The organism is Klebsiella sp. ZJOU C1, from assembly GCF_035620215.1.
GTDB lineage: Bacteria > Pseudomonadota > Gammaproteobacteria > Enterobacterales > Enterobacteriaceae > Klebsiella > Klebsiella variicola.
On record NZ_CP141644.1, the window covers coordinates 3,242,651 to 3,265,544 of the forward strand.

Sequence of the window (22,894 nt, forward strand, 5' to 3'; positions counted from 1 at the left end):
ACAGAATAATATATCGACATTTATTTATTTCACATCGACATTAGATTGGATAAATGCCTAATTTATGGTTATTGCTCTTTTTTTACATTGACTGGATAAGCATGTTGATGCGGGTAATTTCTCCCTGCCGATATTAAGCCATGGAATAAACGGGGATTAATGTCCGGTTTTCGCAAGGTACTGAACCGGTCTTAAACAACCTTCCTGCATTCAGGCTCGCGGTGATTTCTCTCCCCCGGAAAATAACCCCGCAATGATATAACCACACACAATATACTGACATGGCCCAATAAAAATCTCACCGTCAGGTTAAAATTGCCGATGATCATTTTTTAACTTCTATTAATTGCCTTGCGTAAAGTTCACGCTGCGTTACTGTAGGGTTATTCGTGCTTGATTAAAAATTTTGAAAGGGAATAACAAATGTTTTCAATAAGACTTCCCTCTTTTTAAGCTACCCTTTGTGTACTTGCCCATTTTGAGGAATTTTTTGTGAACGTTCTGAAAAAAACAGCATTTCTTTCTCTGCTTGCCTTATATATCCCTGTATCACAAGCTGCGGCGACGGAATATAACCTGGATCCGCAGCACACGTCGGTGGTTATTGCCTGGAACCATTTCGGTTTCTCTAACCCTACCGCCTATATCTCTGATGTTTCAGGGAAATTATCTTTTGATAAAGAAAATCCTGAAAAATCTTCTGTTAGCGTTACTCTGCCGGTAAAAACCATTGACACGCATGTCAAAGCGTTAACCGATGAATTTTTAGGCAAAGAATACTTTGATGTCAAAACGTTTCCCGAGGCTACTTTCCGGAGTACCAAAGTGGAAAGCAAGGGCGACAATAAATATGATGTCGAAGGTAACCTGACCATTAAAGGCATCACCAAACCGGTAGTTCTGCATGCAACCCTCAATAAGCAGGACATGCATCCAATGGTGAAAAAAGAGGCGATTGGATTTGATGCAACAGGGGTAATCAAACGTTCAGACTTCAAGCTTGATAAGTATGTGCCCGCGGTAAGTGATAACGTGACCATCACTTTGTCCACTGAAGCCTATGCAAAATAAAGTAATGCACGCGTAATAGCGTGCATTTTATTCAGGCGCGTTATCCAGACAACCGTTCTGAAAGGCAAACAAACAGGCGCAGATTATTTAAGACCAGGAGCGGCACGCTTAGCCTCATGCGCCATGATCTGACTGCGCCTGTTTCATCGTTCTTCTCAACTTACTTCAGGCTGCATCTGCTGGCCAGTGTGGGCATGCATTCGACAGCGCCGCTCCTGTCTGGGTAACAATAAATACTGCATGGCAATTAATTCCTGTGGCGGCAGGAATAGGTTCTGCCTGAAACAAACCGCCCGGAATAACGTGACATACCTATTTTAATGAGACGTGAAAGCAAGCCAGGCGCAAACTGTCGTTGCACCGCTGTCGAGCAAAATAATGATGTCAAGATGGCAATGATAACGATAATACAGCGCAGGGCTGAGAAAACGACAACGGCACCGCGTACGGTGCCGTTAGCCTGCTCGCTTAACAGTCGGGGAAAATAAACAGCAGAGCATGACGCTGCCGTTTCACCAGTCCCTTCCTGATAGCAAGGATCCGCATATTGCGGCGCGATTGGGCTTCCAGCCAGCGCGCTTTACGGCGATTCACCTGTCTCAGCATGCGCCAGCGCCCTACTTCCGTTCTACTACGCTTCATTGCAACGACTCTACGAGTGAAAACAGCCTCCATTATAAACCTCTGCCAGCAACTGACTACCGCTTTCGCTGCGTTTTTATTTGCCAGAAAAATACTGATGCGTAAACTCATCACATAACGTCATTCAAAAGGATTTTACATCTATGACAACCTTTTACACGGTGGTGAACTGGCTGGTCATTCTGGGGTACTGGCTGTTGATCGCCGGTGTAACATTACGAATTCTAATGAAACGCCGCGCTGTCCCGTCCGCCATGGCATGGTTGCTGATCATTTATATCCTGCCGCTGGTGGGGATTATCGCCTATCTCTCCTTTGGCGAACTGCATCTCGGCAAACGCCGGGCGGAACGCGCCAGGGCGATGTGGCCCTCGACGGCCAAGTGGTTAAACGACCTCAAAGCCTGCAAACATATCTTCGCGGAAGATAACAGCCCGGTGGCAGAATCCCTGTTCAAGCTGTGTGAACGGCGTCAGGGCATTGGTGGCGTAAAAGGCAACCAGCTGCAGCTGCTGACGGAATCTGACGACGTGATGCAGGCTCTGATCCGCGATATTCAACTGGCCCGCCACAATATCGAGATGGTCTTTTATATCTGGCAGCCAGGCGGTATGGCCGACAGCGTCGCCGAATCGCTGATGGCCGCCGCGCGTCGTGGGGTTCACTGTCGTCTAATGCTCGATTCTGCGGGCAGCGTGGCCTTTTTCCGCAGCCCATGGGCGGCGATGATGCGTAACGCCGGTATTGAAGTCGTCGAGGCCCTCAAAGTTAACCTGATGCGTGTGTTCCTGCGCCGGATGGATTTGCGTCAACATCGCAAGATGGTGATGATCGATAACTATATTGCCTATACCGGCAGCATGAATATGGTCGATCCGCGCTACTTTAAGCAGGACTCGGGGGTCGGCCAGTGGATTGACCTGATGGCGCGGATGGAAGGCCCGGTGGCGACCTCGATGGGCATCGTCTACTCCTGCGACTGGGAAATCGAAACCGGAAAGCGCATTCTGCCGCCGCCACCGGACGTCAATATCATGCCGTTCGAAGAGGCCAGCGGGCATACCATCCACACGATCGCCTCCGGCCCGGGCTTTCCGGAAGATCTGATCCATCAGGCGCTCCTCACCGCCGCCTACGCGGCGAAAGAGCATCTGATCATGACGACACCTTACTTCGTGCCCAGCGACGACCTGCTGCACGCAATCTGTACCGCCGCCCAGCGCGGCGTTGACGTGAGTATTATTTTACCGCGCAAGAACGATTCACTGCTGGTGGGCTGGGCCAGCCGGGCCTTTTTCACCGAGCTGCTGGCGGCCGGGGTCAAAATTTATCAGTTTGAAGGCGGATTGTTGCATACCAAGAGCGTGCTGGTCGATGGCGAACTGAGCCTGGTGGGGACGGTGAATCTGGATATGCGCAGCTTGTGGCTCAATTTTGAGATTACGCTGGTCATTGATGACGCCGGTTTTGGCAGCGATCTGGCGGCGGTCCAGGATGACTATATCTCGCGTTCGCGCCTGCTTGACGCCCGTCGTTGGCTAAAACGACCGCTCTGGCAGCGGATCGTCGAGCGACTGTTTTACTTCTTCAGCCCGTTGCTGTAAAACGTGCCCATCAGATACCGAATGAGTAGCAATCATGGATATGGATTTAAACAACCGCCTGACCGAAGACGAAACGCTTGAGCAGGCTTACGATATCTTCCTCGAGCTGGCGGCCGACAACCTCGACCCGGCGGACATCATTCTGTTTAACCTGCAGTTTGAAGAGCGCGGGGGCGCCGAACTGTTCGACCCGTCCGCAGACTGGGAAGAGCATGTGGATTACGATCTGAATCCGGATTTCTTCGCCGAAGTGGTGATTGGCCTGGCGGATACCGATGGCGGGGAAATTAATGACATTTTCGCCCGTGTTCTGCTGTGCCGCGAAAAAGATCATAAGCTGTGTCATATTTTGTGGCGTGAATAACGCTCACTATCCAGTGAAAAGCCTGCCGCGGTTCACCCGGCAGGCTTTTTTTATGCTGACAGCTTATTTCGGCAACGCATGGCCGCAGGCGTGACAAAAACGGGCGTTATCGTCATGGTCGCCCTGCTGACACTGCGGACACAGGCGACGCTGACGCCGACGGTTCAGGGCGCTGGTCATATGGGTAGTGATAAGCCCGGTCGGTATCGCAATAATGGAGTAGCCGATCAGGATGAGGATCGACGCCAGAATGCGGCCCAGTGGGGTATGCGGGGTGATATCGCCATAGCCAACGGTGGTGATGGTCACGATGGCCCAATAGACCGAGGCGTTGAGCGTTGTAAAGCCGTACTCCGGCCCCTCGATCAAATACATTAGCGAACCGAAAATCACCATCACAATGGCGATAAACGAATAGAACAGAATCAGCTGGTGACGCGCACTGACGATTGCTCGCCAGAACACGTTGAGCGAAGGCATAAAGCGCAACAGTTTGAGAATACGCAGCGCGCGGATCGCTCGCATTGCTCGCCAGGCAAAGACATAATTCAGGCTAATCTCCGGCCACAGCCACATCACATACAGCGGCAAAATCGTCGCCAGGTCAATCAGTCCCCAAAAGCTAAAAATATAGTGGAGCGGATTGGGCCAGGTGGCGATACGCAGCAGGTACTCCACGGTAAAAACCGCGGTCACCAGCAGCTCCAGCCAGACGAAAACATGCCATTCATCTAATGTCAGATGATATTGCGTGCCCAGCCCCGACTCGATAAAAATCACCAGCACGCTGAGCAAGGCGAAAAGTCCGCACAGCCCTTCGAAGCGGCGGCCGGAACGTCGGTTCTGATCGAAAAGTAAATGATAAAGCCGCAGACGAGCGGCAGAAAGCATACCCACTTCGTTAACCTCGCAAAAAAAAGGGCTGACCTGCGTCAGCCCCTGAGATTATAACGGGTCTACCTTAAGGCAGGAAACCGCATGGCGGAAACTGCCCTCCAGTACGGGGCGGGTTTTCGCACACTCTGGCCCGGCGAGCGGGCAGCGGGTGCGGAACACGCAGCCCGACGGAGGGTTAATTGGCGAGGGTAATTCGCCCTCCAGCAACTGAATAGTTTTCGCTTTCTCGAGATCAGGATCGGGGATCGGTACCGCCGACATCAGCGCTTTGGTATAGGGATGCAGCGGATTATGATACACCTCGTCGTAGGTGCCCAGCTCCACCGCATGGCCCAGATACATCACCAGGACGCGGTCGGAGATATGTTTAACCACCGCCAGATCGTGGGCGATAAATATCAGCGACAGCCCCATCTCACGCTGCAGCTGCTGCAGCAGATTGACCACCTGAGCCTGAATCGACACGTCAAGCGCAGATACTGGCTCATCGCAGATAATCAGCTTCGGCTCAAGGATCAACGCCCGCGCGATGCCGATACGCTGGCACTGACCGCCGGAGAACTCATGCGGATAGCGGTTGATCAGGTTAGGCAGCAACCCGACCTTCATCATCATCGCTTTGACGCGATCGCGAACTTCCTGACGCGACATCTTCGGATGATAGGTGCGCAGCGGTTCAGCGATAATCTCCCCGATGGTCATGCGCGGATTCAGCGAGGCCAGCGGATCCTGGAAGATCATCTGGATATCGCTGCGCACATCGCGCCATTCTTCCTGCTTCATACCCAGCAGATCTTTCCCAAGCCAGGCCACTTTGCCATCGGTCGCTTTCACCAGGCCAATAATGGCGCGGGCGAAGGTCGATTTGCCGCAGCCTGACTCCCCTACCACACCGAGGGTTTCCCCCTCATAGAGGCGCAACGTCACGCCATCCACTGCTTTCAGCGTTTTCGACGGCTGCCAGAACCACTGCTTGCCATCTTTGATATCGAAGTGCACCTTCAGGTCGGCAATTTCAAGCAGGACTTTTCGTTGTTCAGTTACGGCGTTCATAGCAGATCCCCCACCGGTTTAAAGCAGGCGCGCAGGCGGCCTGGTGCGAACGACTCCAGCGGCGGTGCGCTGCTACACTGCTCCATGGCATGCGGGCAGCGCGGCTGGAATGGACAGCCTTTCGGCAATCGCAGCAGGTTTGGTGGGTTGCCAGGGATGGTTAACAACGCATCGCCCTCGGCATCCAGACGAGGAACTGCATTCAACAGGCCAATAGAGTATGGATGTGACGGTTGATAGAAGACATCGCGCGCCTGACCGTACTCCATGGTGCGCCCGGCGTACATCACCAGCACTTTATCGCAGATCCCGGCCACCACCCCGAGGTCGTGGGTGATCATGATGATGGCCGTATTGAATTCGCGTTTAAGCTCATTCAACAGCGTCATGATCTGCGCCTGCACGGTGACGTCCAGCGCGGTGGTGGGTTCATCCGCAATCAGCAGCCGCGGCCGACACAGCAGCGCCATGGCAATCATCACGCGCTGGCGCATCCCGCCGGAAAACTCGTGCGGAAACATCTTCATGCGCTTGCGCGCTTCCGGCATTTTTACCGCATCGAGCATCTTCACCGACTCTTCAAACGCTTCGGCTTTGCTCAGTCCTTTATGCAACATCAGGACTTCCATTAACTGCTCGCCCACCCGCATATACGGGTTAAGAGAGGTCATCGGATCCTGGAAAATCATCGAGATTTGCTCGGCGCGCAGTTTGTTCAGTTCACGCTCGGGCAAATTGAGGATCTGCCGACCGTTAAAGGTGGCGGATCCTCCGATGCGGCCGTTGGCCGCCAGCAGCCCCATCAGAGCGAAGGCGGTTTGCGATTTACCGGAGCCAGATTCGCCCACAATGCCGAGCGTCTCGCCCGCCTGCAGGGTGAAGTTCAGGTCATTGACGGCGGTGACATCGCCATCCGGCGTTTTAAAGGTGACGCGGAGATCTTTCACGTCCAGCAGCAGGCCGCTGTGACTCTGCGCTTGCGGCGCCTTTGCCGTTTCAATCATGGTCATGGCAGCGCTCCTTAGCGGTCTTTCGGGTCGAGGGCATCACGCAGACCATCGCCGATAAAGTTGAAACAGAACAGGGTCACCACCAGGAAACCCGCCGGGAACAGCAGTAGCCAGGGCGAGACTTCCATTGAGTTGGCGCCATCGCTGAGCAATGCTCCCCAACTGCTGAGCGGCTCCTGGGTTCCCAGCCCGAGGAAGCTGAGGAAGGATTCGAAGAGGATCATGCTGGGGACCAGCAGCGAGGCGTACACTACCACCACCCCCAGTACGTTGGGGACGATATGGCGCAGCACGATGCTGGCCGTGGAGACCCCACCGACCTGCGCGGCTTCGATAAACTCTTTACGCTTCAGGCTCAAGGTCTGTCCGCGCACGATACGCGCCATATCCAGCCAGGAAACCATGCCGATGGCAACAAAGATCAGCAGGATATTCTGACCAAAAAAGGTCACCAGCAGGATGACGAAGAACATAAACGGGAAGGAGTTGAGGATCTCCAGCAGACGCATCATCACCGAGTCCACTTTGCCGCCGAGATAACCGGAAAGCGAACCGTACAGCGTGCCGAGGATCACCGCCACCAGCGCCGCTGCCACCCCGACCATCAGCGAAATACGCCCGCCGATCGCCACGCGCACCAGCAGGTCGCGCCCGGAGGAGTCGGTTCCGAAGTAGTGGCCTGAAGCCATATCCGGGGCATTGGACATCATGCCCCAGTCGGTATCGAAGTAGGAGAACGACGACACCATTGGCGCAAAGGTGACAAACAGCGCAATAAGCACCAGCATGATCAGGCTGGTCACCGCGGCGCGGTTGTGCATAAAGCGGCGACGCGCATCCTGCCAGAGGCTACGCCCCTCCACTTCCAGCTTCTCACTGAAGTTTTCCAGCGCCTCGCTATTTTTCTTACTTAACATCATGGCGAACTCCGGCTTCAGTAGCGAATCTTCGGATCGATAACGGCGTACAGCACGTCAACGATGGCGTTGAACAGGATAGTCAGGGCGCCAACGAGGATCGTCAGGCTCAGCACCAGCGAGTAGTCGCGGTTAAGCGCCCCGTTAACGAACAGCTGGCCGATCCCCGGCAGGCCGTAAATGGTTTCAATGACCATTGAGCCGGTGATGATGCCCACGAAAGCTGGCCCCATATAGGAGAGCACCGGCAGCAGCGCCGGCTTCAGCGCATGGCGCAAAATAATGCGGCGCATCGGCAGCCCTTTTGCCCGCGCGGTGCGGATAAAGTTAGAGTGCAACACTTCTATCATCGAGCCGCGGGTGATACGGGCGATACTGGCGATATAGGCCAGGGAAAGCGCCACCATCGGCAGGATCATAAATTTCAGCGCTCCGCCGTTCCAGCCGCCGCCCGGCAGCCAGTGCAGGGTAATGGCAAAAATCATCACCAGCAGCGGCGCCACCACAAAGCTCGGAATAACCACGCCGGTCATGGCTACCCCCATCACCGCGTAGTCCCATCGGGTGTTTTGCTTCAGAGCGGCTATCACCCCGGCGGCTACGCCGATCACCACCGCGAGTAAAAAGGCGGCGAAGCCCAGTTTCGCAGAAACCGGGAAGCTGGCGGCCACCAGATCGTTGACCGAATAATCTTTGTATTTAAAGGAGGGACCAAAATCGCCATGCGCCAGTTGCTTCAGATAATTGAAGTACTGCGTCATGATAGGGTCGTTTAAATGGTATTTTGCTTCAATATTCGCCATGACTTCCGGCGGCAGGGTGCGCTCCCCGGTAAAAGGACTTCCCGGTGCCAGACGCATCATGAAGAATGAGATGGTAATAAGAATAAATAGCGTCGGAATCGCTTCCAGACAGCGACGTAAGATAAATTTTAACATTGCCCGTACCTTCTGGCGTGTGCCTTTGCACTGCTCTCAAATAAGACACGATGGAGCGAGCACAGGCCCGCCCCACGTATTGCCATTAATGTTTGATAACGTAGAGATCTTTGGTATAGACGTTATCCATCGGGTCTTTACCGGTATAGCCCCCAACCCACGGTTTCACCAGGCGGGCGTTGACGTAGTAATAGACCGGTACGATCGCGCTGTCTTTGTCCAGCTGCTGTTCCGCTTTCGCATAGGCTGCCGTACGCTGCGCTTCATCAGACGCTTTTACGGATTCAGCCATAATCTTGTCGAACGCCGGGCTCTTATAGTGCGCAGTGTTCATTGAGCTGTCAGAGAGCATGGTATTCAGGAAGGAAGTTGGCTCGTTATAGTCGGCGCACCAGCCTGCGCGTGCCACGTCATAGGTGCCCTGGTGACGGGTATCGAGGAACGTTTTCCACTCCTGGTTAACCAGCTTCACGTCAATGCCCAGGTTTTTACGCCACAGCGAGGCGGCGGCAATCGCCAGCTTCTTGTGCAAATCGGAGGTGTTATACAGCAGGTTAAAGGTCAACGGTTTATCCGCGGTATAGCCGGCTTCGGCCAGCAGTTTTTTCGCTTCTTCGTTGCGTTTTTCCTGCGACCACGTAAACCATTCCGGCTCGCTCAGCTTCGCGCCATCGGTGTACGGCGGCGTGTAGCCGTAGGCCGGCAGATCGCCCTGTCCTTTCACTTTATTAGCAATAATGTCGCGATCCAGACCCAGCTTCAGCGCGGTACGGACGCGTACGTCGGTAAACGGCGCTTTCTGGTTGTTGATTTCGTAATAATAGGTACACAGATACGGGTCAACGTGCAGCTCGTTGGGGATCTCTTTTTTCAGCTTCTGGAAGAGTTCGATCGGCAGCTGGTTATAGGTCATGTCCAGTTCACCGCTGCGATAGCGGTTAACATAGGTCACTTCGGAAGAGGTCGGCAGCCAGGTAACGGTGTTAATGACGGTTTTTGCATTATCCCAGTAGTGCGGGTTGCGCTCCATCACGATACGTTCGTTGACCACCCAGTCTTTCAGAGTATACGCCCCGTTGGTGACGATATTGCCAGGCTGTGTCCATTTCTCGCCAAATTTTTCAATAGCCGGTTTGTAGACAGGAGACATCGCCGGGTTAACCAGCAGCTTATAAAAATAAGGGACTGGCTCGCTGAGGGTTACTTCCAGCGTGTGGTCGTCAATGGCTTTTACGCCTAGTTCGCTCGGCGCTTTCTTGCCATCAATGATGTCGTCGACGTTAACGATATGACCATATTGCGGATAGCTGGCATAAGGAGAAGCGGTTTTCGGATCCACCAGACGCTGCCAGCTGTAGACGAAGTCCTGAGCAGTAACCGGCTCGCCGTTAGACCATTTCGCATCTTTACGCAGATGGAAGGTCCAGACTTTAAAATCTTTATTATCCCAGCTCTCTGCTACGCCAGGGATCGGGTGGCCATCTTTCGGCGAAGTATTCAGCAAGCCTTCGAAGAGGTCGCGGCTAATATTGGCCTCGGGTACCCCTTCAATTTTATTCGGGTCCAGCGATTGCGGCTCAGCGCCGCTATTTCGCACCAGCGTTTGCTTATCCGACAACTGCACACCGGCTGGGACATCCGCTGCCATAGCCATATTGCCGGCAAGCAGTGCGGATAGCACTCCCGCGGCGATCAAACGTTTTTTAGTGATGATGGTCATTGTGTTGTAACTCCAGTCATTATAATTACTGGTTTTTTAACCAGCCTGTTTTTTTCCCGTTTGCGGGGATCTGTCCAACGCAGGAGCGTTTGCGATTGGCAGATTGCTATCACCGACTTATTTATTACGACCGCTCGAACGGCAGCCTTAACGTCGATTCTTTGCCCCCTCGCTGGAGGGCAGTTCCGGCGCAGTGAGATTATTAATAATGATTCTCATTTACGCATATAATTCAGCAGACGATAACGGCGGAAATTACCAAAAGGTAAACACCTCCGCCAATGCAATTTGCAAATATGTTACCGGATTCTCTTTTATCGCCGATATTGCCCGCGATGCTCAAGATCTTCGCGGACTACCGACAAAAAAATATCATTGTTAATCATAGTGATATGATTTTTTAATCGCGTTGAGAATCGAGTATCGGCTAAAAGATGCTTTTTTGTACAAAAATTTAACAACAGGTTACTTTTTAGCACATTCATCTACTGCCTTGTTAAAATTACTAATATCATTTCGATGATCCGACAGCAAGTGCCAGAGAATGATGTGAAGAAAATAACATCGCAGGCAGGAAGAGCGTGAGGGGAAAACAATGAACAAAAACAGATATCTTAATGAAAAATATGGATTTAAAGATATTATCGCAAAACGTTATCTCAACAGCCGATCTCGCGCTGGTTAATAGGTTTTGCTAATAATCGCGCAAGCGCGAAGTGAAGCCTCCACGCTTGCATGGTGTTCCACTAATTAAGCAGTCCGGGGAACAGCGCTTTAATACCGGTTACGATAAACTCGATCCCCAGGGCCATCAGCAGCAACCCCATGATACGGGTGATGACGTTGATTCCCGTCTGTCCCAGCAGACGAACCAGCCACGGCGCCATTCGGAAAATGCCCCAGCAGCAAAGAGCGAATACCGCTATCGCCAGTGAGAACCCGACCAGGTGCACCCAGGAATGATATCGGGTGCCCCAGACAATAGTTGAACTGATTGCCCCCGGTCCGGCCATTAAGGGGAGCGCGAGAGGCACGACGCCGATGCTCTCCCGGACCGCCGTCTCCGATTTCTCCTGCTTGTTCTGCTTATCTTCGCCGAGCTTGCCGCTGATCATCGACATCGCAATGGTCACCACCAGGATGCCGCCGGCAATGCGGAAGGAATCAATCGAGATGCCAAAAATCTGCAGAATGCCATCGCCGAGAAACAACGACGTCAGGAGGATGATCGCCACCGACAGGTTTGCGGTCAGGTTGGTCTTGTTGCGCACCGCTGCCGGTTGGTAGCTGGTCATACTGATAAACACCGGAATGATGCCGACCGGGTTGACCAGGGCAAATAAGCCAATGAAAAACTTGAAATAGGTAGCAAAATCGAACAGTGGTTGAGTCACAATGGGCTCCGCAGCATCATCAAAATTGGCGGTTGACTATTAACAGCATAAAATAACTGCGCGAAACATACGCTTTTTGCATGCAATATTCATTATAAATATGCATAACCCGGTGATATGTATCGAATGTTAGTTATTTGTAGCTTTAATGCTAATCGTTTTTTTAATTTCAAAACCCTTCCATTACACTTGATCGAATCGGTTAAAAAGCAGCCAGCTGAAAGGTATCAGCCACGCCAATACTTGATCTAAATCACGTATTTTGTACTCAGAAGTGAGTAATCTTGATGACACCAACAGAGTGGAAGGCAGCATGACCTGAAAGTTAAAGTAATAGAGCTTTTTTAGTAAATCGGTAAAACAGTGTCCTGATTTTTCTACATAAACATTTACATGCAAGCTGTTAACAGCCTGTCTATAATGTCGAATCGAGCGACTGATTTACTAAAAAAGTTTAACATTATCAGGAGAGCATTATGGCTGTTACTAATATCGCTGAACTGAACGCGCTTGTTGAGCGTGTCAAGAAAGCCCAGCGTGAATATGCCAGTTTCACTCAAGAACAAGTCGATAAAATCTTCCGCGCTGCCGCTCTGGCCGCTGCAGATGCTCGAATCCCTCTCGCTAAAATGGCCGTTGCCGAATCCGGCATGGGCATCGTTGAAGACAAAGTGATCAAAAACCACTTCGCTTCCGAATACATTTACAACGCATATAAAGATGAAAAAACCTGTGGCGTCCTGTCAGAAGACGACACCTTTGGTACCATCACTATCGCTGAACCGATCGGCATCATCTGCGGTATCGTACCGACCACTAACCCGACTTCAACAGCCATCTTCAAATCGCTCATCAGCCTGAAGACACGTAACGCCATCATTTTCTCTCCGCACCCGCGTGCAAAAGAAGCCACCAACAAAGCGGCTGATATCGTACTGCAGGCTGCCATCGCGGCTGGCGCGCCGAAAGACCTGATCGGCTGGATCGATCAGCCGTCCGTAGAACTGTCTAACGCGCTGATGCATCACCCGGACATCAACCTGATCCTTGCGACCGGTGGTCCAGGTATGGTGAAAGCGGCGTACAGCTCCGGTAAACCAGCTATCGGCGTTGGTGCCGGTAACACCCCGGTGGTCATTGATGAAACGGCTGATATCAAACGTGCTGTTGCTTCCGTTCTGATGTCTAAAACCTTCGATAACGGCGTTATCTGTGCTTCTGAGCAGTCTGTTGTCGTCGTTGATTCAGTGTATGACGCGGTTCGCGAACGTTTCGCCAGCCACGGCGGCTATCTGCTGCAGGGTAAAGAGCTGAAAGCGGTTCAGGACATCATCCTGAAAAATGGCGCGCTGAACGCTGCTATCGTTGGTCAGCCAGCGGCAAAAATCGCGGAACTCGCAGGCTTCACCGTTCCGGCTACGACTAAGATCCTGATTGGCGAAGTGACCAACGTTGACGAAAGTGAACCGTTTGCTCACGAAAAACTGTCTCCGACGCTGGCGATGTATCGTGCGAAAGATTTCGAAGACGCGGTCACCAAAGCAGAAAAACTGGTTGCCATGGGCGGTATCGGTCACACCTCTTGCCTGTACACCGACCAGGACAACCAGCCGGCTCGCGTGGCTTACTTCGGCCAGATGATGAAAACCGCACGTATCCTGATCAACACCCCGGCTTCTCAGGGTGGTATCGGTGACCTGTACAACTTCAAACTCGCGCCTTCCCTGACTCTGGGTTGTGGTTCCTGGGGTGGTAACTCCATCTCTGAAAACGTTGGTCCGAAACACCTGATCAACAAGAAAACCGTTGCTAAGCGAGCTGAAAACATGTTGTGGCACAAACTTCCGAAATCTATCTACTTCCGTCGTGGCTCCCTGCCAATCGCACTGGATGAAGTGATTACTGATGGTCACAAACGCGCGCTGATCGTGACTGACCGCTTCCTGTTCAACAACGGCTATGCCGATCAGATCACTTCCGTACTGAAAGCAGCGGGCGTTGAAACCGAAGTCTTCTTCGAAGTTGAAGCTGACCCGACTCTGACCATCGTACGTAAAGGTGCCGATCTGGCGAACTCCTTCAAACCAGACGTCATCATCGCGCTGGGCGGCGGTTCCCCGATGGATGCGGCGAAAATCATGTGGGTCATGTACGAACATCCGGAAACCCACTTCGAAGAACTGGCGCTGCGCTTTATGGATATCCGTAAACGTATCTACAAGTTCCCGAAAATGGGCGTCAAAGCCAAGATGGTCGCCATCACCACCACCTCCGGTACCGGTTCTGAAGTGACGCCGTTCGCCGTAGTGACCGATGACGCAACTGGTCAGAAATATCCGCTGGCAGACTACGCGCTGACCCCAGATATGGCCATCGTCGATGCCAACCTGGTGATGGATATGCCGAAGTCGCTGTGTGCGTTCGGTGGTCTGGATGCGGTGACTCACGCCCTGGAAGCTTACGTTTCCGTGCTGGCTTCTGAGTTCTCTGACGGCCAGGCTCTGCAGGCGTTGAAACTGCTGAAAGAGTACCTGCCGGCTTCCTACCACGAAGGTTCCAAGAACCCGGTTGCCCGTGAGCGCGTACACAGTGCTGCGACTATCGCCGGTATCGCGTTTGCGAACGCCTTCCTCGGGGTGTGTCACTCCATGGCGCACAAACTGGGCTCTCAGTTCCATATTCCGCACGGTCTGGCCAACGCCCTGCTGATCTGCAACGTTATTCGCTACAACGCGAATGACAACCCGACCAAGCAGACTGCGTTCAGCCAGTACGACCGTCCGCAGGCTCGTCGTCGCTACGCTGAAATCGCCGATCACCTGGGTCTCTCTGCACCGGGCGACCGCACCGCAGCGAAGATCGAGAAACTGCTGGCATGGCTGGAAAGCATCAAAGCTGAGCTGGGAATTCCGAAATCTATCCGCGAAGCTGGCGTTCAGGAAGCTGACTTCCTGGCTAACGTTGATAAGCTGTCTGAAGATGCCTTCGATGACCAGTGCACCGGCGCTAACCCGCGCTACCCGCTGATCTCCGAACTGAAACAGATTCTGCTGGATACCTACTACGGCCGCGAGTTCGTCGAAGGCGAAACTGCTGCGAAAACCGACGCGGCTCCGGTGAAAGCTGAGAAAAAAGCGAAGAAATCCGCTTAATCAACAACGGTAAACACACTGCAAGCCCCGTCAGATGACGGGGCTTTTTTATGCCTGCTTGTCAGCCAATCCCGAGCTCCAGCCTTCCAGAGTATAAAAAAGGCGCCCACAGGCGCCTGTATGAGCTTCTGAGCAACTCAGCAGGAATAACGCTGGTTTTGTACCTGGGTTAAAGAACCCACGCTCAGCGCCTCTTTATAATGCTTACGACAGACGGACACATACCGCTCATTGCCGCCGATGACAACCTGCTCGCCTTCATTATAAGGTCGCCCCTCTTGATCGAGACGTAGCACCATGCTCGCCTTACGGCCGCAGAAGCAAATGGTTTTCAGCTCCACCAGTTTATCGGACCATGCCAGCAAATACTGGCTACCGGTAAAGAGCTCGCCGCGAAAATCCGTCCGCAGTCCATAGCACAGCACCGGAATATCCAGTGTATCGACAACTTCGGACAGCTCATGAACCTGTTCGCGCGTCAGAAACTGGCTTTCATCCACCAGCACGCAGTGAATCGGCTTAAGCTTGTGCTCTGCCGCAATATCGTTAAATAGCGACGTCTGCGGATTATACAACCGGGCCGGCGAGGAGAGGCCGATACGCGAGCTGACTTTTCCAGCACCGAAGCGGTCATCTATCTCAGCGGTATAAACGATGGTACGCATCCCCCGCTCCTGGTAATTGTACGAAGATTGCAACAGAGCGGTCGACTTACCTGCATTCATTGCAGAGTAGTAGAAATAAAGTTGTGCCATCGGCTGCGTGACCCCAATCAAAGTGTTTTATCGCGGCGGCGATTGTACCATATTTTATGCGTACAGCCGCCCTTTCCGCAGGGGTATTGTCGCAGCGCTGAAGGGCATGGAAACGGAAAGGGTGACGTGGATGAATTGAATTTACAGGGCCATTATTTGTACGCCCCGTTACGCTATCGGTGAGGTAACCATTGTCTTTTCGTGCTTATAGGACCAGTATCCATGCACTATAAGCGGGCTTGCGGCTTGTTTTATATTAAGGCGCGTAACCAAAAATGCGCTAATACTGACGAGGGTTATTTACCCATGCAAAGGATAATTTTTCTCACTGAACCTCAGAAAAAGCATATGGTCTCAGTGTTTTAGCTGGCCCCCTACTCATGGCTATAAGGAGCAAAGATGTGAAGCGGCACGAGAATTTTAACTTAAATTAATTAATTCCCGCGACAAATAACCAGTAATTTTGAATTCCTTACATTCTCCCCTATTGCACAACGCATTTTATCGCTCTATTATTAGTTCAACAAACCACCCCACAATATAAGTTTGAGATTACTACAATGAGCGAAGCACTTAAAATTTTGAACAACATCCGTACTCTTCGTGCGCAGGCAAGAGAATGCACCCTTGAAACGCTCGAAGAAATGCTGGAAAAATTAGAAGTCGTTGTTAACGAGCGCCGTGAAGAAGAAAACGCCGCCGCAGCAGAAATTGAAGAGCGTACACGTAAGCTGCAGCAATACCGTGAAATGCTGATTGCTGACGGTATTGACCCGAATGAACTGCTGAGCACTATGGCTGCCGTTAAAGCCGGTACCAAAACTAAGCGTGCTGCACGTCCGGCTAAATATAGCTATGTAGACGAAAACGGCGAAACCAAAACCTGGACTGGCCAGGGCCGTACTCCTGCGGTGATCAAAAAAGCAATGGACGAACAAGGTAAATCACTGGACGATTTCCTGATCTAATCTCCGTTGTCGCAATATTAAAAATCCCGCTCCGGCGGGATTTTTTTTGCCCTCAGGCTCGATAAACAAAACCGGGAGTCGCTGACGCGCTCCCGGTTTCTGGCTTTTAATCGCGCTGCGGATTACTTCGTCACCGCGGTTTCCAGCCAGGCTTTAAAATCGTCACCAAGCGTCTTGTGGCGAATACCATATTCGACAAACGCCTGCATGTAGCCAAGCTTATTGCCGCAGTCATGGCTCTTGCCCTTCATATGATAAGCTTCAACCGTTTCTTTCTCGATCAGCATATCAATCGCGTCAGTCAGCTGAATTTCATCACCGGCGCCCGGAGGGGTCTTCGCCAGCAGCGGCCAAATATCTGCGCTGAGGACATAGCGCCCCACTACCGCCAGGTTGGACGGCGCAACGTCAGCTTTTGGCTTCTCGACCACGCCCACCATCGGCACACTTTCGCCCGGCTTCAGGGATTCGCCTTTGCAATCGACCACGCCATACGCGGTCACATCCTCGACAGGCTCAACCATAATCTGGCTGGCGCCAGTCTCATCAAAACGAGAGATCATCTCCGCAAGGTTATCACGGCTCAGATCGGACTCAAATTCATCCAGAATAACGTCTGGCAGAATAACCGCTACCGGCTCATCACCCACTACCGGATGGGCGCACAGCACGGCGTGACCAAGGCCTTTCGCCAGGCCCTGACGAACTTGCATAATGGTCACGTGCGGCGGGCAAATAGACTGCACTTCTTCCAGAAGCTGGCGTTTTACACGTTTTTCCAGCATCGCTTCCAGCTCAAAACTGGTATCGAAATGGTTTTCGATAGAGTTTTTCGATGAGTGCGTTACCAGAACAATTTCAGTAATTCCTGCAGCGATACATTCATTAACAACGTACTGAATTAACGGCTTATCTACCAGCGGCAGCATTTCTTTTGGAATTGCTTTGGTGGCAGGCAGCATCCTGGTGCCTAATCCCGCTACCGGGATAACCGCTTTTCTGACTTTAGAATTAAGGGCAGCCATTGAAATCTCCTGGACTGTTTGTTTTTTAAACTTCTCGTTACAAATAACGTGTCGAGTATATCAGTCAACCGCGTATTCACTGGTCTGAAAAGGTTCCGATAGCCTCGAATTAGGACTTTTACGCATAAAACTGCTCGATGGTACCACCAGTATAGGGCTGCAGGTAATGCCGTCTGCTTAGATATAAACGCAATTGCTCATTCCGCAGACAACATTAAGCGTAAACGCCCCCCGGCCCCCCAAATTTGGCACTGCCATGAGGCGCAGCGCTGGCTAATTTGGTTAAGATAGGCATCGCCCAGCGTCCCTAAAGGAACGCCATTACTTATCTGAATTTGATGCTCACCGGTATTCAACGTGCCATTGAGCCCTGCGGACACCAGAATTAAATTTTTCAGTCCACTGTGGTAATAACCCACCAGCAAAGGGAACTGACCGGGAAGATTCGCCTGGCGGAGTAACTGATTGACCTGTTTTAACAGACTCCCCATTTCAGGTAGCCGTTGCCCCTGATGCGCCAGTTGCTCTTGCAGCAGGCTATTGAATAGCGCGCGCAGTAATAATGCCGCCAGCACGCCATTATCCCCTGCTCGTGTGACATCCAGACAATAGAAAGCCAAATCATTTTCCGAGAGCGGCGCAATATCGAGCACCAGCCCCGGCTTATCCGCCGATACCAGCTGTCGATAATGAATGCGGCAATGTGACATTTCCTGTTGCACCGGAGGCTGTAGCTCCTGCAGCAGTCTCGATGCGGCGGTCGGATTACTGACCAGCGCGTCCCAGTCCTCAAATAAACGCTCTTCCTCTTCCACACGTGAACTAAACATCGCGGGATACAGGCAGGCATAAACAGTCTCACGCAGGCGATCGAAATCTTTCACCGGTTTTAACAGCACATCCTGGACGCCCAGCCGTAACGCTTTGGCAATATCCGCCATGTTTTCGGTGGCGGAAATCATCAGAATCGGTAGCTGCTCGCCGCGGTTACGCAGCGTCTCGACCAGTTCCAGACCGTTCATTCTCGGCATTGAAATGTCGCAAATCATCAGGTCCGGACGCACCTCAGTCATTTTATGCAGGGCATCCATGCCATCTTCCGCCAGCCAGGTCGTTGCTCCCAGCGAGGCCAGCCATCCATGCAAGAGTGAGCGGAAAACGGGTTCGTCTTCAACTATCAGAATCTGTTTTCCCGCCAATGGCTGCGTCATGATATCTCCCCTGGCTGACGATAATTCAATAGTGGCACGCTATTCTCACTATCGCCTGTCAGATTTTACTTAAGTCAGGTACTTGTACGTCAAACCGCTGTACGCACTAAGGGTAATAGTTCATCCATTTTCTTTTCCACGGCCAATTGGCCCGCGGCAATCGCCTCTCCTGCGCGATGGAAGTCGAGCGTCGACACTTGCGGACAGTATGGCTGCAGCAGGATATCCGGCGGGTCACCCGCCATACGGTTGCGTTTAAGACGGTTCTCCAGAACCTGGATAGACGTGGTCATGATCTCCATCGCCGTCGGCGTCACGGCCGTACGACGGGAGCTCATTTGCGTCAATCGCGCGCGCAGACGAGTATGCCATGGGCCCTCCTTCTCTTCAGCTTCCGGCCGCGGCGTTTCGAGGGAAAATAAATCTTGCTGCATGAGATGGGCATCATGTTGCAGGTCAACGGCAATCACGATATCGGCCCCCATTGCCCGCGTCAGCGACACGGGAACCGGGTTGACCACTGCGCCATCGACCAGCCAGTAACCATTATGCCTCACCGGCGCCATCAGTCCAGGCATGCTGCAGGAGGCTCGAACGGCTAAATGCAGATCGCCTTCAGTAAACCACAGTTCCCGGCCGGTACTTAAATTGGTCGCGACGGCAGCAAACCGACGCTCGCAGCGTTCGATATCGGTCACCGGCATAATACGACGGTAATGATTGAATACCTTTTCACCGCGCAGCAGGCCCCCACGTCGCCAGGAGAGGTCCATCAGCTTCAGGACATCCCAGTTGCTGAATGAGCAGATCCATGACTCGAGCGCCGGGAGCCGGTTGCAGGCATACGCCGCCCCTACCAGCGAACCGATAGAACACCCCGCGACGATATCAATCTCGATACCAGCCCGACGGAGGGCGTTGATGACGCCAATGTGCGACCATCCTCGGGCAGCTCCCGCCCCTAACGCCAGACCAATTTTAAGCTTTCTCATTATTACTGATAACTATCCTTCCACTCTGAGCGTGGCAACATTGTCACGGCTCAGTTAACATAAACACCTTTGGCGTTGAAGCGCCGTAATTCTTTCTTCCATGGAGGCAGTTTTGTCGCAATTATGCCCCTGTGGCAGCGCACTGGAGTATAGCTCATGTTGCCAGCGATATCTGTCCGGCGCAGAGCTTGCGCCAGGCCCGTCACAGCTTATGCGCTCCCGCTATAGCGCGTTCGTCATGAAAGATGCCGACTATCTGATCAAAACCTGGCATCCGTCCTGTCAGGCGCAGACGTTTCGCGCCGAGCTGGAGAAGGGGTTCAGCCAGACCGAGTGGCTGGGTTTAACCCTGTTCGCCAGTGATGAAGGGCGAGTCCCAAATGAAGGCTTTGTCAGCTTTGTCGCCCGCTTTAATGACAATAACCGTCCGGGCGCCATTATTGAACGTTCCAGATTCTTAAAAGAAAATGGACAGTGGTACTATATCGACGGGACACGACCGCTGATTGGTCGTAATGACCCCTGCCCTTGCGGCTCAGGTAAAAAATTTAAAAAATGCTGCGGCCAGTAACGCTGCCGTAGCGCTTGCAAACACTACAGGATTTTCCTCGCGATGCATTCATTACAACGTAAAGTACTACGCACTATTTGCCCTGATCAGAAAGGCCTCATCGCGCGTATCACCAATATCTGCTACAAACACGAACTTAACATTGTGCAGAACAATGAATTTGTTGACCACCGTACCGGTCGTTTCTTTATGCGCACCGAACTGGAGGGCATTTTTAACGACGCTATTCTGCTGGCCGATCTGGATAGCGCCCTACCGGAAGGTTCCATCCGCGAACTGAATCCGGCAGGCCGTCGCCGGGTGGTCATTCTGGTGACCAAAGAGGCGCACTGTCTCGGCGATCTGCTGATGAAAGCCAACTACGGCGGACTGGATGTCGATATCGCCGCGGTTATCGGCAACCATGACACGCTGCGCCCGCTGGTGGAGCGTTTTGGTATTCCGTTTGAGCTGGTCAGCCACGAAGGGTTAAGCCGCGAAGAACACGACAAGCAGATGGGGGATGCCATTGCGGCACATGAGCCGGATTACGTGGTACTGGCCAAGTATATGCGCGTCCTCACCCCGGAGTTTGTCGCCCGCTTCCCGAACAAAATCATCAATATTCACCATTCATTTTTGCCGGCGTTTATCGGCGCCCGTCCTTATCATCAGGCCTATGAGCGCGGCGTGAAGATCATTGGCGCCACCGCCCACTATGTGAATGACAATCTGGATGAAGGCCCAATCATCATGCAGGACGTGATTCATGTCGATCATACCTATACTGCAGAAGATATGATGCGCGCTGGCCGCGATGTCGAAAAAAACGTCTTGAGCCGGGCGCTGTATCAGGTACTGGCGCAGCGCGTCTTCGTTTACGGTAACCGGACGATTATTCTTTAATCGACTGAGAAATGAATTGGTTAGCTTTACGGCGTTACGCGTAAAAATCAGGCAACCAGTTTATTTTTGTCAAACGAATGCTTTACAGGGGCGCATCATTTGGTATGATGCGCCCCGCTTCCCGAGAAGGAAGCAGGCCAGTACCAAGCATTACCCCGTGGTGGGGTTCCCGAGCGGCCAAAGGGAGCAGACTGTAAATCTGCCGTCATCGACTTCGAAGGTTCGAATCCTTCCCCCACCACCATTATTCACTACAGTGATATGGTTTCTCCGACAAGCGTAAACGATGTTTGCACTTAGCGGGAAGGGTAAGAACCTTCGACTAAGGTTCGACTCGAGCGCCAGCGAGAGAGCGTTGCCACAGGCAACGGCCCGAAGGGCGAGGAGCGATAGCGACGAGTTATCCTTCCCCCACCACCATTCATTTTGCTGAATAGCCTCCAATGTGATTTTACCCCTGGTGGGGTTCCCGAGCGGCCAAAGGGAGCAGACTGTAAATCTGCCGTCATCGACTTCGAAGGTTCGAATCCTTCCCCCACCACCATCCTCTTAAAAACACCGCAATCCAATTACTCTACGATATTCTAGATTCTGCCCTACGGGGAAGGATGAGAAGCTTCGACTAAGGTTCGACTCGAGCGCCAGCGAGAGAACGTTGCCAAGGGCAACGGCCCGAAGGGCGAGGAGCGATAGCGACGAGTTATCCTTCCCCCACCACCATCCTCTTAAAAACACCGCAATCCAATTACTCTACGATATTCTAGATTCTGCCCTACGGGGAAGGATGAGAAGCTTCGACCAAGGTTCGACTCGAGCGTAGCGAGAGAACGTTGCCGCAGGCAACGGCCCGAAGGGCGAGGAGCGATAGCGACGAGTTATCCTTCCCCCACCACCATCTCCCCATGTCATGCCCAGCTTAATCTACCTACGATATTCTATATTCTGCCCTACGGGGAAGGATGAGAAGCTTCGACTAAGGTTCGACTCGAGCGCCAGCGAGAGAACGTTGCCGCAGGCAATGGCCCGAAGGGCGAGGAGCGATAGCGACGAGTTATCCTTCCCCCTCTATTCTCGCGCTCTCTGCAACCACCTGTACTGCTACCCCCTCGCTCGCGCTTCGCTTAGCGAGGCTACAGGTGGCGCCGTCTGGTAGCCCGGACAGGTGCGCAGCCCGCCTCCGGGAAACTCACAGCGGTGGCAAACGCCTTTTTACCGGCGAGCTTTTCACCACCGAGGTGTTACACTGCGCATACTCGGCCAGACCGTCCAGCAGGGTATCCAGCTGGGCAATATCGCGCACCACGAGGCGCATCACGAAACAATCTTCCCCGGTCACTTTGTCACTTTCAATGCATTCCGGCATCGCCTGGATATATTTATCCACTTTCTGCAGCAGCCCAGGCAGCGGCCGGACCCGCACCAGCGCCTGGAGGCTGTAGCCCAGCGCGGCGAGATTCACCCGCGCCCCATAGCCCTGAATGACGCCCCGCTCCTCCAGGCGCTTCACCCGCTCGGCCGTGCTCGGCGAGGTCAGCCCTACTCGCGCGCTCAATACCTTTAGCGAGACTCTGGCATCCTGAGTCAGGCAAGTGAGGATGGCCCGGTCAATTTCATCAAGTACGTCATTCATGTTTTTCACCTAATTATAAAAGGCATTCGCGTCTTTCTACCTTAATTCAGCCATATCACCCTGTCAGGGTTTTTCGCACAATAACTGAAAAATGA

22 protein-coding genes, 2 tRNA genes and 4 other RNA genes are annotated in these 22,894 nt (G+C 52.7%); 14 read left to right on the forward strand and 14 right to left on the reverse strand.

Annotated elements, in window-relative coordinates; translation table 11 throughout:
• Window positions 1-492: 492 nt before the first annotated feature.
• Complete coding sequence (locus tag SPE70_RS15595; protein WP_008804418.1) at window positions 493-1,071, forward strand: YceI family protein; 579 nt, start codon at window positions 493-495, stop codon at window positions 1,069-1,071.
• Window positions 1,072-1,539: 468 nt separating this feature from the next.
• Here the strand turns inward: SPE70_RS15595 and SPE70_RS15600 are convergent, their stop codons facing one another.
• On the reverse strand, window positions 1,540-1,713 hold the full coding sequence (locus SPE70_RS15600; protein ID WP_023290120.1) for a YciY family protein: 174 nt from the start codon (window positions 1,711-1,713) through the stop codon (window positions 1,540-1,542).
• A 143-nt stretch (window positions 1,714-1,856) separates the two neighbouring features.
• On the opposite strand from SPE70_RS15600, the gene cls reads away from it, so the two are divergent.
• Together cls and SPE70_RS15610 are read left to right on the forward strand one after the other, a co-directional pair.
• Entirely contained in the window at window positions 1,857-3,317 is a 1,461-nt protein-coding gene (gene cls, locus SPE70_RS15605) for a cardiolipin synthase (protein ID WP_008804416.1), read from the forward strand.
• 34 nt (window positions 3,318-3,351) lie between these two features.
• Window positions 3,352-3,681, forward strand: coding sequence for an HI1450 family dsDNA-mimic protein (locus SPE70_RS15610; protein WP_002910079.1), 330 nt, complete (start codon window positions 3,352-3,354; stop codon window positions 3,679-3,681).
• A 63-nt stretch (window positions 3,682-3,744) separates the two neighbouring features.
• Here SPE70_RS15610 and SPE70_RS15615 read toward each other — a convergent pair whose 3' ends face one another.
• The 8 genes from SPE70_RS15615 to SPE70_RS15650 all read right to left on the reverse strand — a co-directional run bounded on the left by SPE70_RS15615 (window position 3,745) and on the right by SPE70_RS15650 (window position 12,009).
• Window positions 3,745-4,572: an ion transporter gene (locus SPE70_RS15615; protein WP_032730668.1), complete on the reverse strand. Its 828-nt coding sequence runs from the start codon at window positions 4,570-4,572 to the stop codon at window positions 3,745-3,747.
• Between the two features lie 54 nt (window positions 4,573-4,626).
• Window positions 4,627-5,631, reverse strand: coding sequence for a murein tripeptide/oligopeptide ABC transporter ATP-binding protein OppF (gene oppF, locus SPE70_RS15620; protein WP_008804414.1), 1,005 nt, complete (start codon window positions 5,629-5,631; stop codon window positions 4,627-4,629).
• A complete protein-coding gene (locus SPE70_RS15625) occupies window positions 5,628-6,641 on the reverse strand; it encodes an ABC transporter ATP-binding protein (protein ID WP_004151853.1) in 1,014 nt (337 codons plus the stop codon). Before SPE70_RS15625 ends, oppF begins: the two co-directional genes overlap by 4 nt.
• Window positions 6,642-6,652: 11 nt before the next feature.
• A complete protein-coding gene (oppC, locus tag SPE70_RS15630) occupies window positions 6,653-7,561 on the reverse strand; it encodes an oligopeptide ABC transporter permease OppC (RefSeq protein ID WP_004145396.1) in 909 nt (302 codons plus the stop codon).
• A 14-nt stretch (window positions 7,562-7,575) separates the two neighbouring features.
• On the reverse strand, window positions 7,576-8,496 hold the full coding sequence (gene oppB / locus SPE70_RS15635) for an oligopeptide ABC transporter permease OppB (RefSeq protein WP_002910089.1): 921 nt from the start codon (window positions 8,494-8,496) through the stop codon (window positions 7,576-7,578).
• 85 nt (window positions 8,497-8,581) lie between these two features.
• Complete coding sequence (oppA, locus tag SPE70_RS15640; RefSeq protein WP_008804413.1) at window positions 8,582-10,216, reverse strand: oligopeptide ABC transporter substrate-binding protein OppA; 1,635 nt, start codon at window positions 10,214-10,216, stop codon at window positions 8,582-8,584.
• Between the two features lie 746 nt (window positions 10,217-10,962).
• Entirely contained in the window at window positions 10,963-11,610 is a 648-nt protein-coding gene (locus tag SPE70_RS15645; protein WP_008804412.1) for a YchE family NAAT transporter, read from the reverse strand.
• Window positions 11,611-11,793: 183 nt separating this feature from the next.
• Window positions 11,794-12,009, reverse strand: coding sequence for a hypothetical protein (locus tag SPE70_RS15650; RefSeq protein ID WP_012541357.1), 216 nt, complete (start codon window positions 12,007-12,009; stop codon window positions 11,794-11,796).
• A 77-nt stretch (window positions 12,010-12,086) separates the two neighbouring features.
• On the opposite strand from SPE70_RS15650, the gene adhE reads away from it, so the two are divergent.
• Entirely contained in the window at window positions 12,087-14,762 is a 2,676-nt protein-coding gene (gene adhE, locus SPE70_RS15655) for a bifunctional acetaldehyde-CoA/alcohol dehydrogenase (RefSeq protein WP_008804411.1), read from the forward strand.
• A 137-nt stretch (window positions 14,763-14,899) separates the two neighbouring features.
• Here adhE and tdk read toward each other — a convergent pair whose 3' ends face one another.
• Window positions 14,900-15,517, reverse strand: a complete 618-nt coding sequence (tdk, locus tag SPE70_RS15660; protein ID WP_008804410.1) for a thymidine kinase — start codon at window positions 15,515-15,517, stop codon at window positions 14,900-14,902.
• A gap of 7 nt (window positions 15,518-15,524) precedes the next feature.
• On the opposite strand from tdk, the gene SPE70_RS15665 reads away from it, so the two are divergent.
• Window positions 15,525-15,656 (forward strand): hypothetical protein, encoded by a 132-nt coding sequence (locus SPE70_RS15665; RefSeq protein ID WP_048271801.1) that lies wholly within the window; start codon window positions 15,525-15,527, stop codon window positions 15,654-15,656.
• 421 nt (window positions 15,657-16,077) lie between these two features.
• Entirely contained in the window at window positions 16,078-16,485 is a 408-nt protein-coding gene (gene hns / locus SPE70_RS15670) for a histone-like nucleoid-structuring protein H-NS (protein ID WP_002910103.1), read from the forward strand.
• 122 nt (window positions 16,486-16,607) lie between these two features.
• Here the strand turns inward: hns and galU are convergent, their stop codons facing one another.
• The 3 genes from galU to rssA all read right to left on the reverse strand — a co-directional run bounded on the left by galU (window position 16,608) and on the right by rssA (window position 19,713).
• Window positions 16,608-17,510 (reverse strand): UTP--glucose-1-phosphate uridylyltransferase GalU, encoded by a 903-nt coding sequence (gene galU, locus SPE70_RS15675; protein ID WP_008804409.1) that lies wholly within the window; start codon window positions 17,508-17,510, stop codon window positions 16,608-16,610.
• Between the two features lie 197 nt (window positions 17,511-17,707).
• The gene (gene rssB / locus SPE70_RS15680) at window positions 17,708-18,721 is read right to left on the reverse strand and encodes a two-component system response regulator RssB (RefSeq protein WP_008804408.1); all 1,014 of its coding nucleotides are present in this window, start codon (window positions 18,719-18,721) and stop codon (window positions 17,708-17,710) included.
• Window positions 18,722-18,810: 89 nt separating this feature from the next.
• Window positions 18,811-19,713 (reverse strand): patatin-like phospholipase RssA, encoded by a 903-nt coding sequence (rssA, locus tag SPE70_RS15685; RefSeq protein ID WP_008804407.1) that lies wholly within the window; start codon window positions 19,711-19,713, stop codon window positions 18,811-18,813.
• Window positions 19,714-19,825: 112 nt separating this feature from the next.
• On the opposite strand from rssA, the gene SPE70_RS15690 reads away from it, so the two are divergent.
• The 8 genes from SPE70_RS15690 to SPE70_RS15725 all read left to right on the forward strand — a co-directional run bounded on the left by SPE70_RS15690 (window position 19,826) and on the right by SPE70_RS15725 (window position 22,240).
• The gene (locus SPE70_RS15690) at window positions 19,826-20,284 is read left to right on the forward strand and encodes a YchJ family protein (RefSeq protein WP_008804406.1); all 459 of its coding nucleotides are present in this window, start codon (window positions 19,826-19,828) and stop codon (window positions 20,282-20,284) included.
• Between the two features lie 42 nt (window positions 20,285-20,326).
• On the forward strand, window positions 20,327-21,169 hold the full coding sequence (purU, locus tag SPE70_RS15695) for a formyltetrahydrofolate deformylase (protein WP_004203178.1): 843 nt from the start codon (window positions 20,327-20,329) through the stop codon (window positions 21,167-21,169).
• A gap of 159 nt (window positions 21,170-21,328) precedes the next feature.
• Window positions 21,329-21,413 (forward strand) — tRNA-Tyr (locus tag SPE70_RS15700).
• Between the two features lie 43 nt (window positions 21,414-21,456).
• Window positions 21,457-21,589, forward strand: a non-coding RNA gene (locus tag SPE70_RS15705) — RtT sRNA.
• A gap of 39 nt (window positions 21,590-21,628) precedes the next feature.
• Window positions 21,629-21,713, forward strand: a tRNA-Tyr gene (locus SPE70_RS15710).
• 43 nt (window positions 21,714-21,756) lie between these two features.
• Window positions 21,757-21,889: non-coding RNA, RtT sRNA (locus SPE70_RS15715), on the forward strand.
• Between the two features lie 43 nt (window positions 21,890-21,932).
• Window positions 21,933-22,064, forward strand: a non-coding RNA gene (locus SPE70_RS15720) — RtT sRNA.
• 43 nt (window positions 22,065-22,107) lie between these two features.
• Window positions 22,108-22,240: non-coding RNA, RtT sRNA (locus tag SPE70_RS15725), on the forward strand.
• A 115-nt stretch (window positions 22,241-22,355) separates the two neighbouring features.
• Here the strand turns inward: SPE70_RS15725 and SPE70_RS15730 are convergent.
• The gene (locus SPE70_RS15730; protein WP_004152249.1) at window positions 22,356-22,799 is read right to left on the reverse strand and encodes an Lrp/AsnC family transcriptional regulator; all 444 of its coding nucleotides are present in this window, start codon (window positions 22,797-22,799) and stop codon (window positions 22,356-22,358) included.
• Between the last annotated feature and the right edge of the window lie 95 nt (window positions 22,800-22,894).

What these genes read in the sequence shown, in the direction of transcription:
- SPE70_RS15610 (WP_002910079.1), top strand. Translation starts at nt 3,352, where the DNA reads ATGGATATGGATTTAAACAACCGCCTGACCGAAGACGAAACGCTTGAG.
- oppF (WP_008804414.1), bottom strand. Translation starts at nt 5,631, where the DNA reads ATGAACGCCGTAACTGAACAACGAAAAGTCCTGCTTGAAATTGCCGAC.
- galU (WP_008804409.1), bottom strand. Translation starts at nt 17,510, where the DNA reads ATGGCTGCCCTTAATTCTAAAGTCAGAAAAGCGGTTATCCCGGTAGCG.
- purU (WP_004203178.1), top strand. Translation starts at nt 20,327, where the DNA reads ATGCATTCATTACAACGTAAAGTACTACGCACTATTTGCCCTGATCAG.
- SPE70_RS15600 (WP_023290120.1), bottom strand. Translation starts at nt 1,713, where the DNA reads ATGAAGCGTAGTAGAACGGAAGTAGGGCGCTGGCGCATGCTGAGACAG.
- oppA (WP_008804413.1), bottom strand. Translation starts at nt 10,216, where the DNA reads ATGACCATCATCACTAAAAAACGTTTGATCGCCGCGGGAGTGCTATCC.
- oppB (WP_002910089.1), bottom strand. Translation starts at nt 8,496, where the DNA reads ATGTTAAAATTTATCTTACGTCGCTGTCTGGAAGCGATTCCGACGCTA.
- adhE (WP_008804411.1), top strand. Translation starts at nt 12,087, where the DNA reads ATGGCTGTTACTAATATCGCTGAACTGAACGCGCTTGTTGAGCGTGTC.
- SPE70_RS15625 (WP_004151853.1), bottom strand. Translation starts at nt 6,641, where the DNA reads ATGACCATGATTGAAACGGCAAAGGCGCCGCAAGCGCAGAGTCACAGC.
- rssA (WP_008804407.1), bottom strand. Translation starts at nt 19,713, where the DNA reads ATGAGAAAGCTTAAAATTGGTCTGGCGTTAGGGGCGGGAGCTGCCCGA.
- rssB (WP_008804408.1), bottom strand. Translation starts at nt 18,721, where the DNA reads ATGACGCAGCCATTGGCGGGAAAACAGATTCTGATAGTTGAAGACGAA.
- oppC (WP_004145396.1), bottom strand. Translation starts at nt 7,561, where the DNA reads ATGATGTTAAGTAAGAAAAATAGCGAGGCGCTGGAAAACTTCAGTGAG.
- SPE70_RS15730 (WP_004152249.1), bottom strand. Translation starts at nt 22,799, where the DNA reads ATGAATGACGTACTTGATGAAATTGACCGGGCCATCCTCACTTGCCTG.
- cls (WP_008804416.1), top strand. Translation starts at nt 1,857, where the DNA reads ATGACAACCTTTTACACGGTGGTGAACTGGCTGGTCATTCTGGGGTAC.
- hns (WP_002910103.1), top strand. Translation starts at nt 16,078, where the DNA reads ATGAGCGAAGCACTTAAAATTTTGAACAACATCCGTACTCTTCGTGCG.
- SPE70_RS15615 (WP_032730668.1), bottom strand. Translation starts at nt 4,572, where the DNA reads ATGCTTTCTGCCGCTCGTCTGCGGCTTTATCATTTACTTTTCGATCAG.
- tdk (WP_008804410.1), bottom strand. Translation starts at nt 15,517, where the DNA reads ATGGCACAACTTTATTTCTACTACTCTGCAATGAATGCAGGTAAGTCG.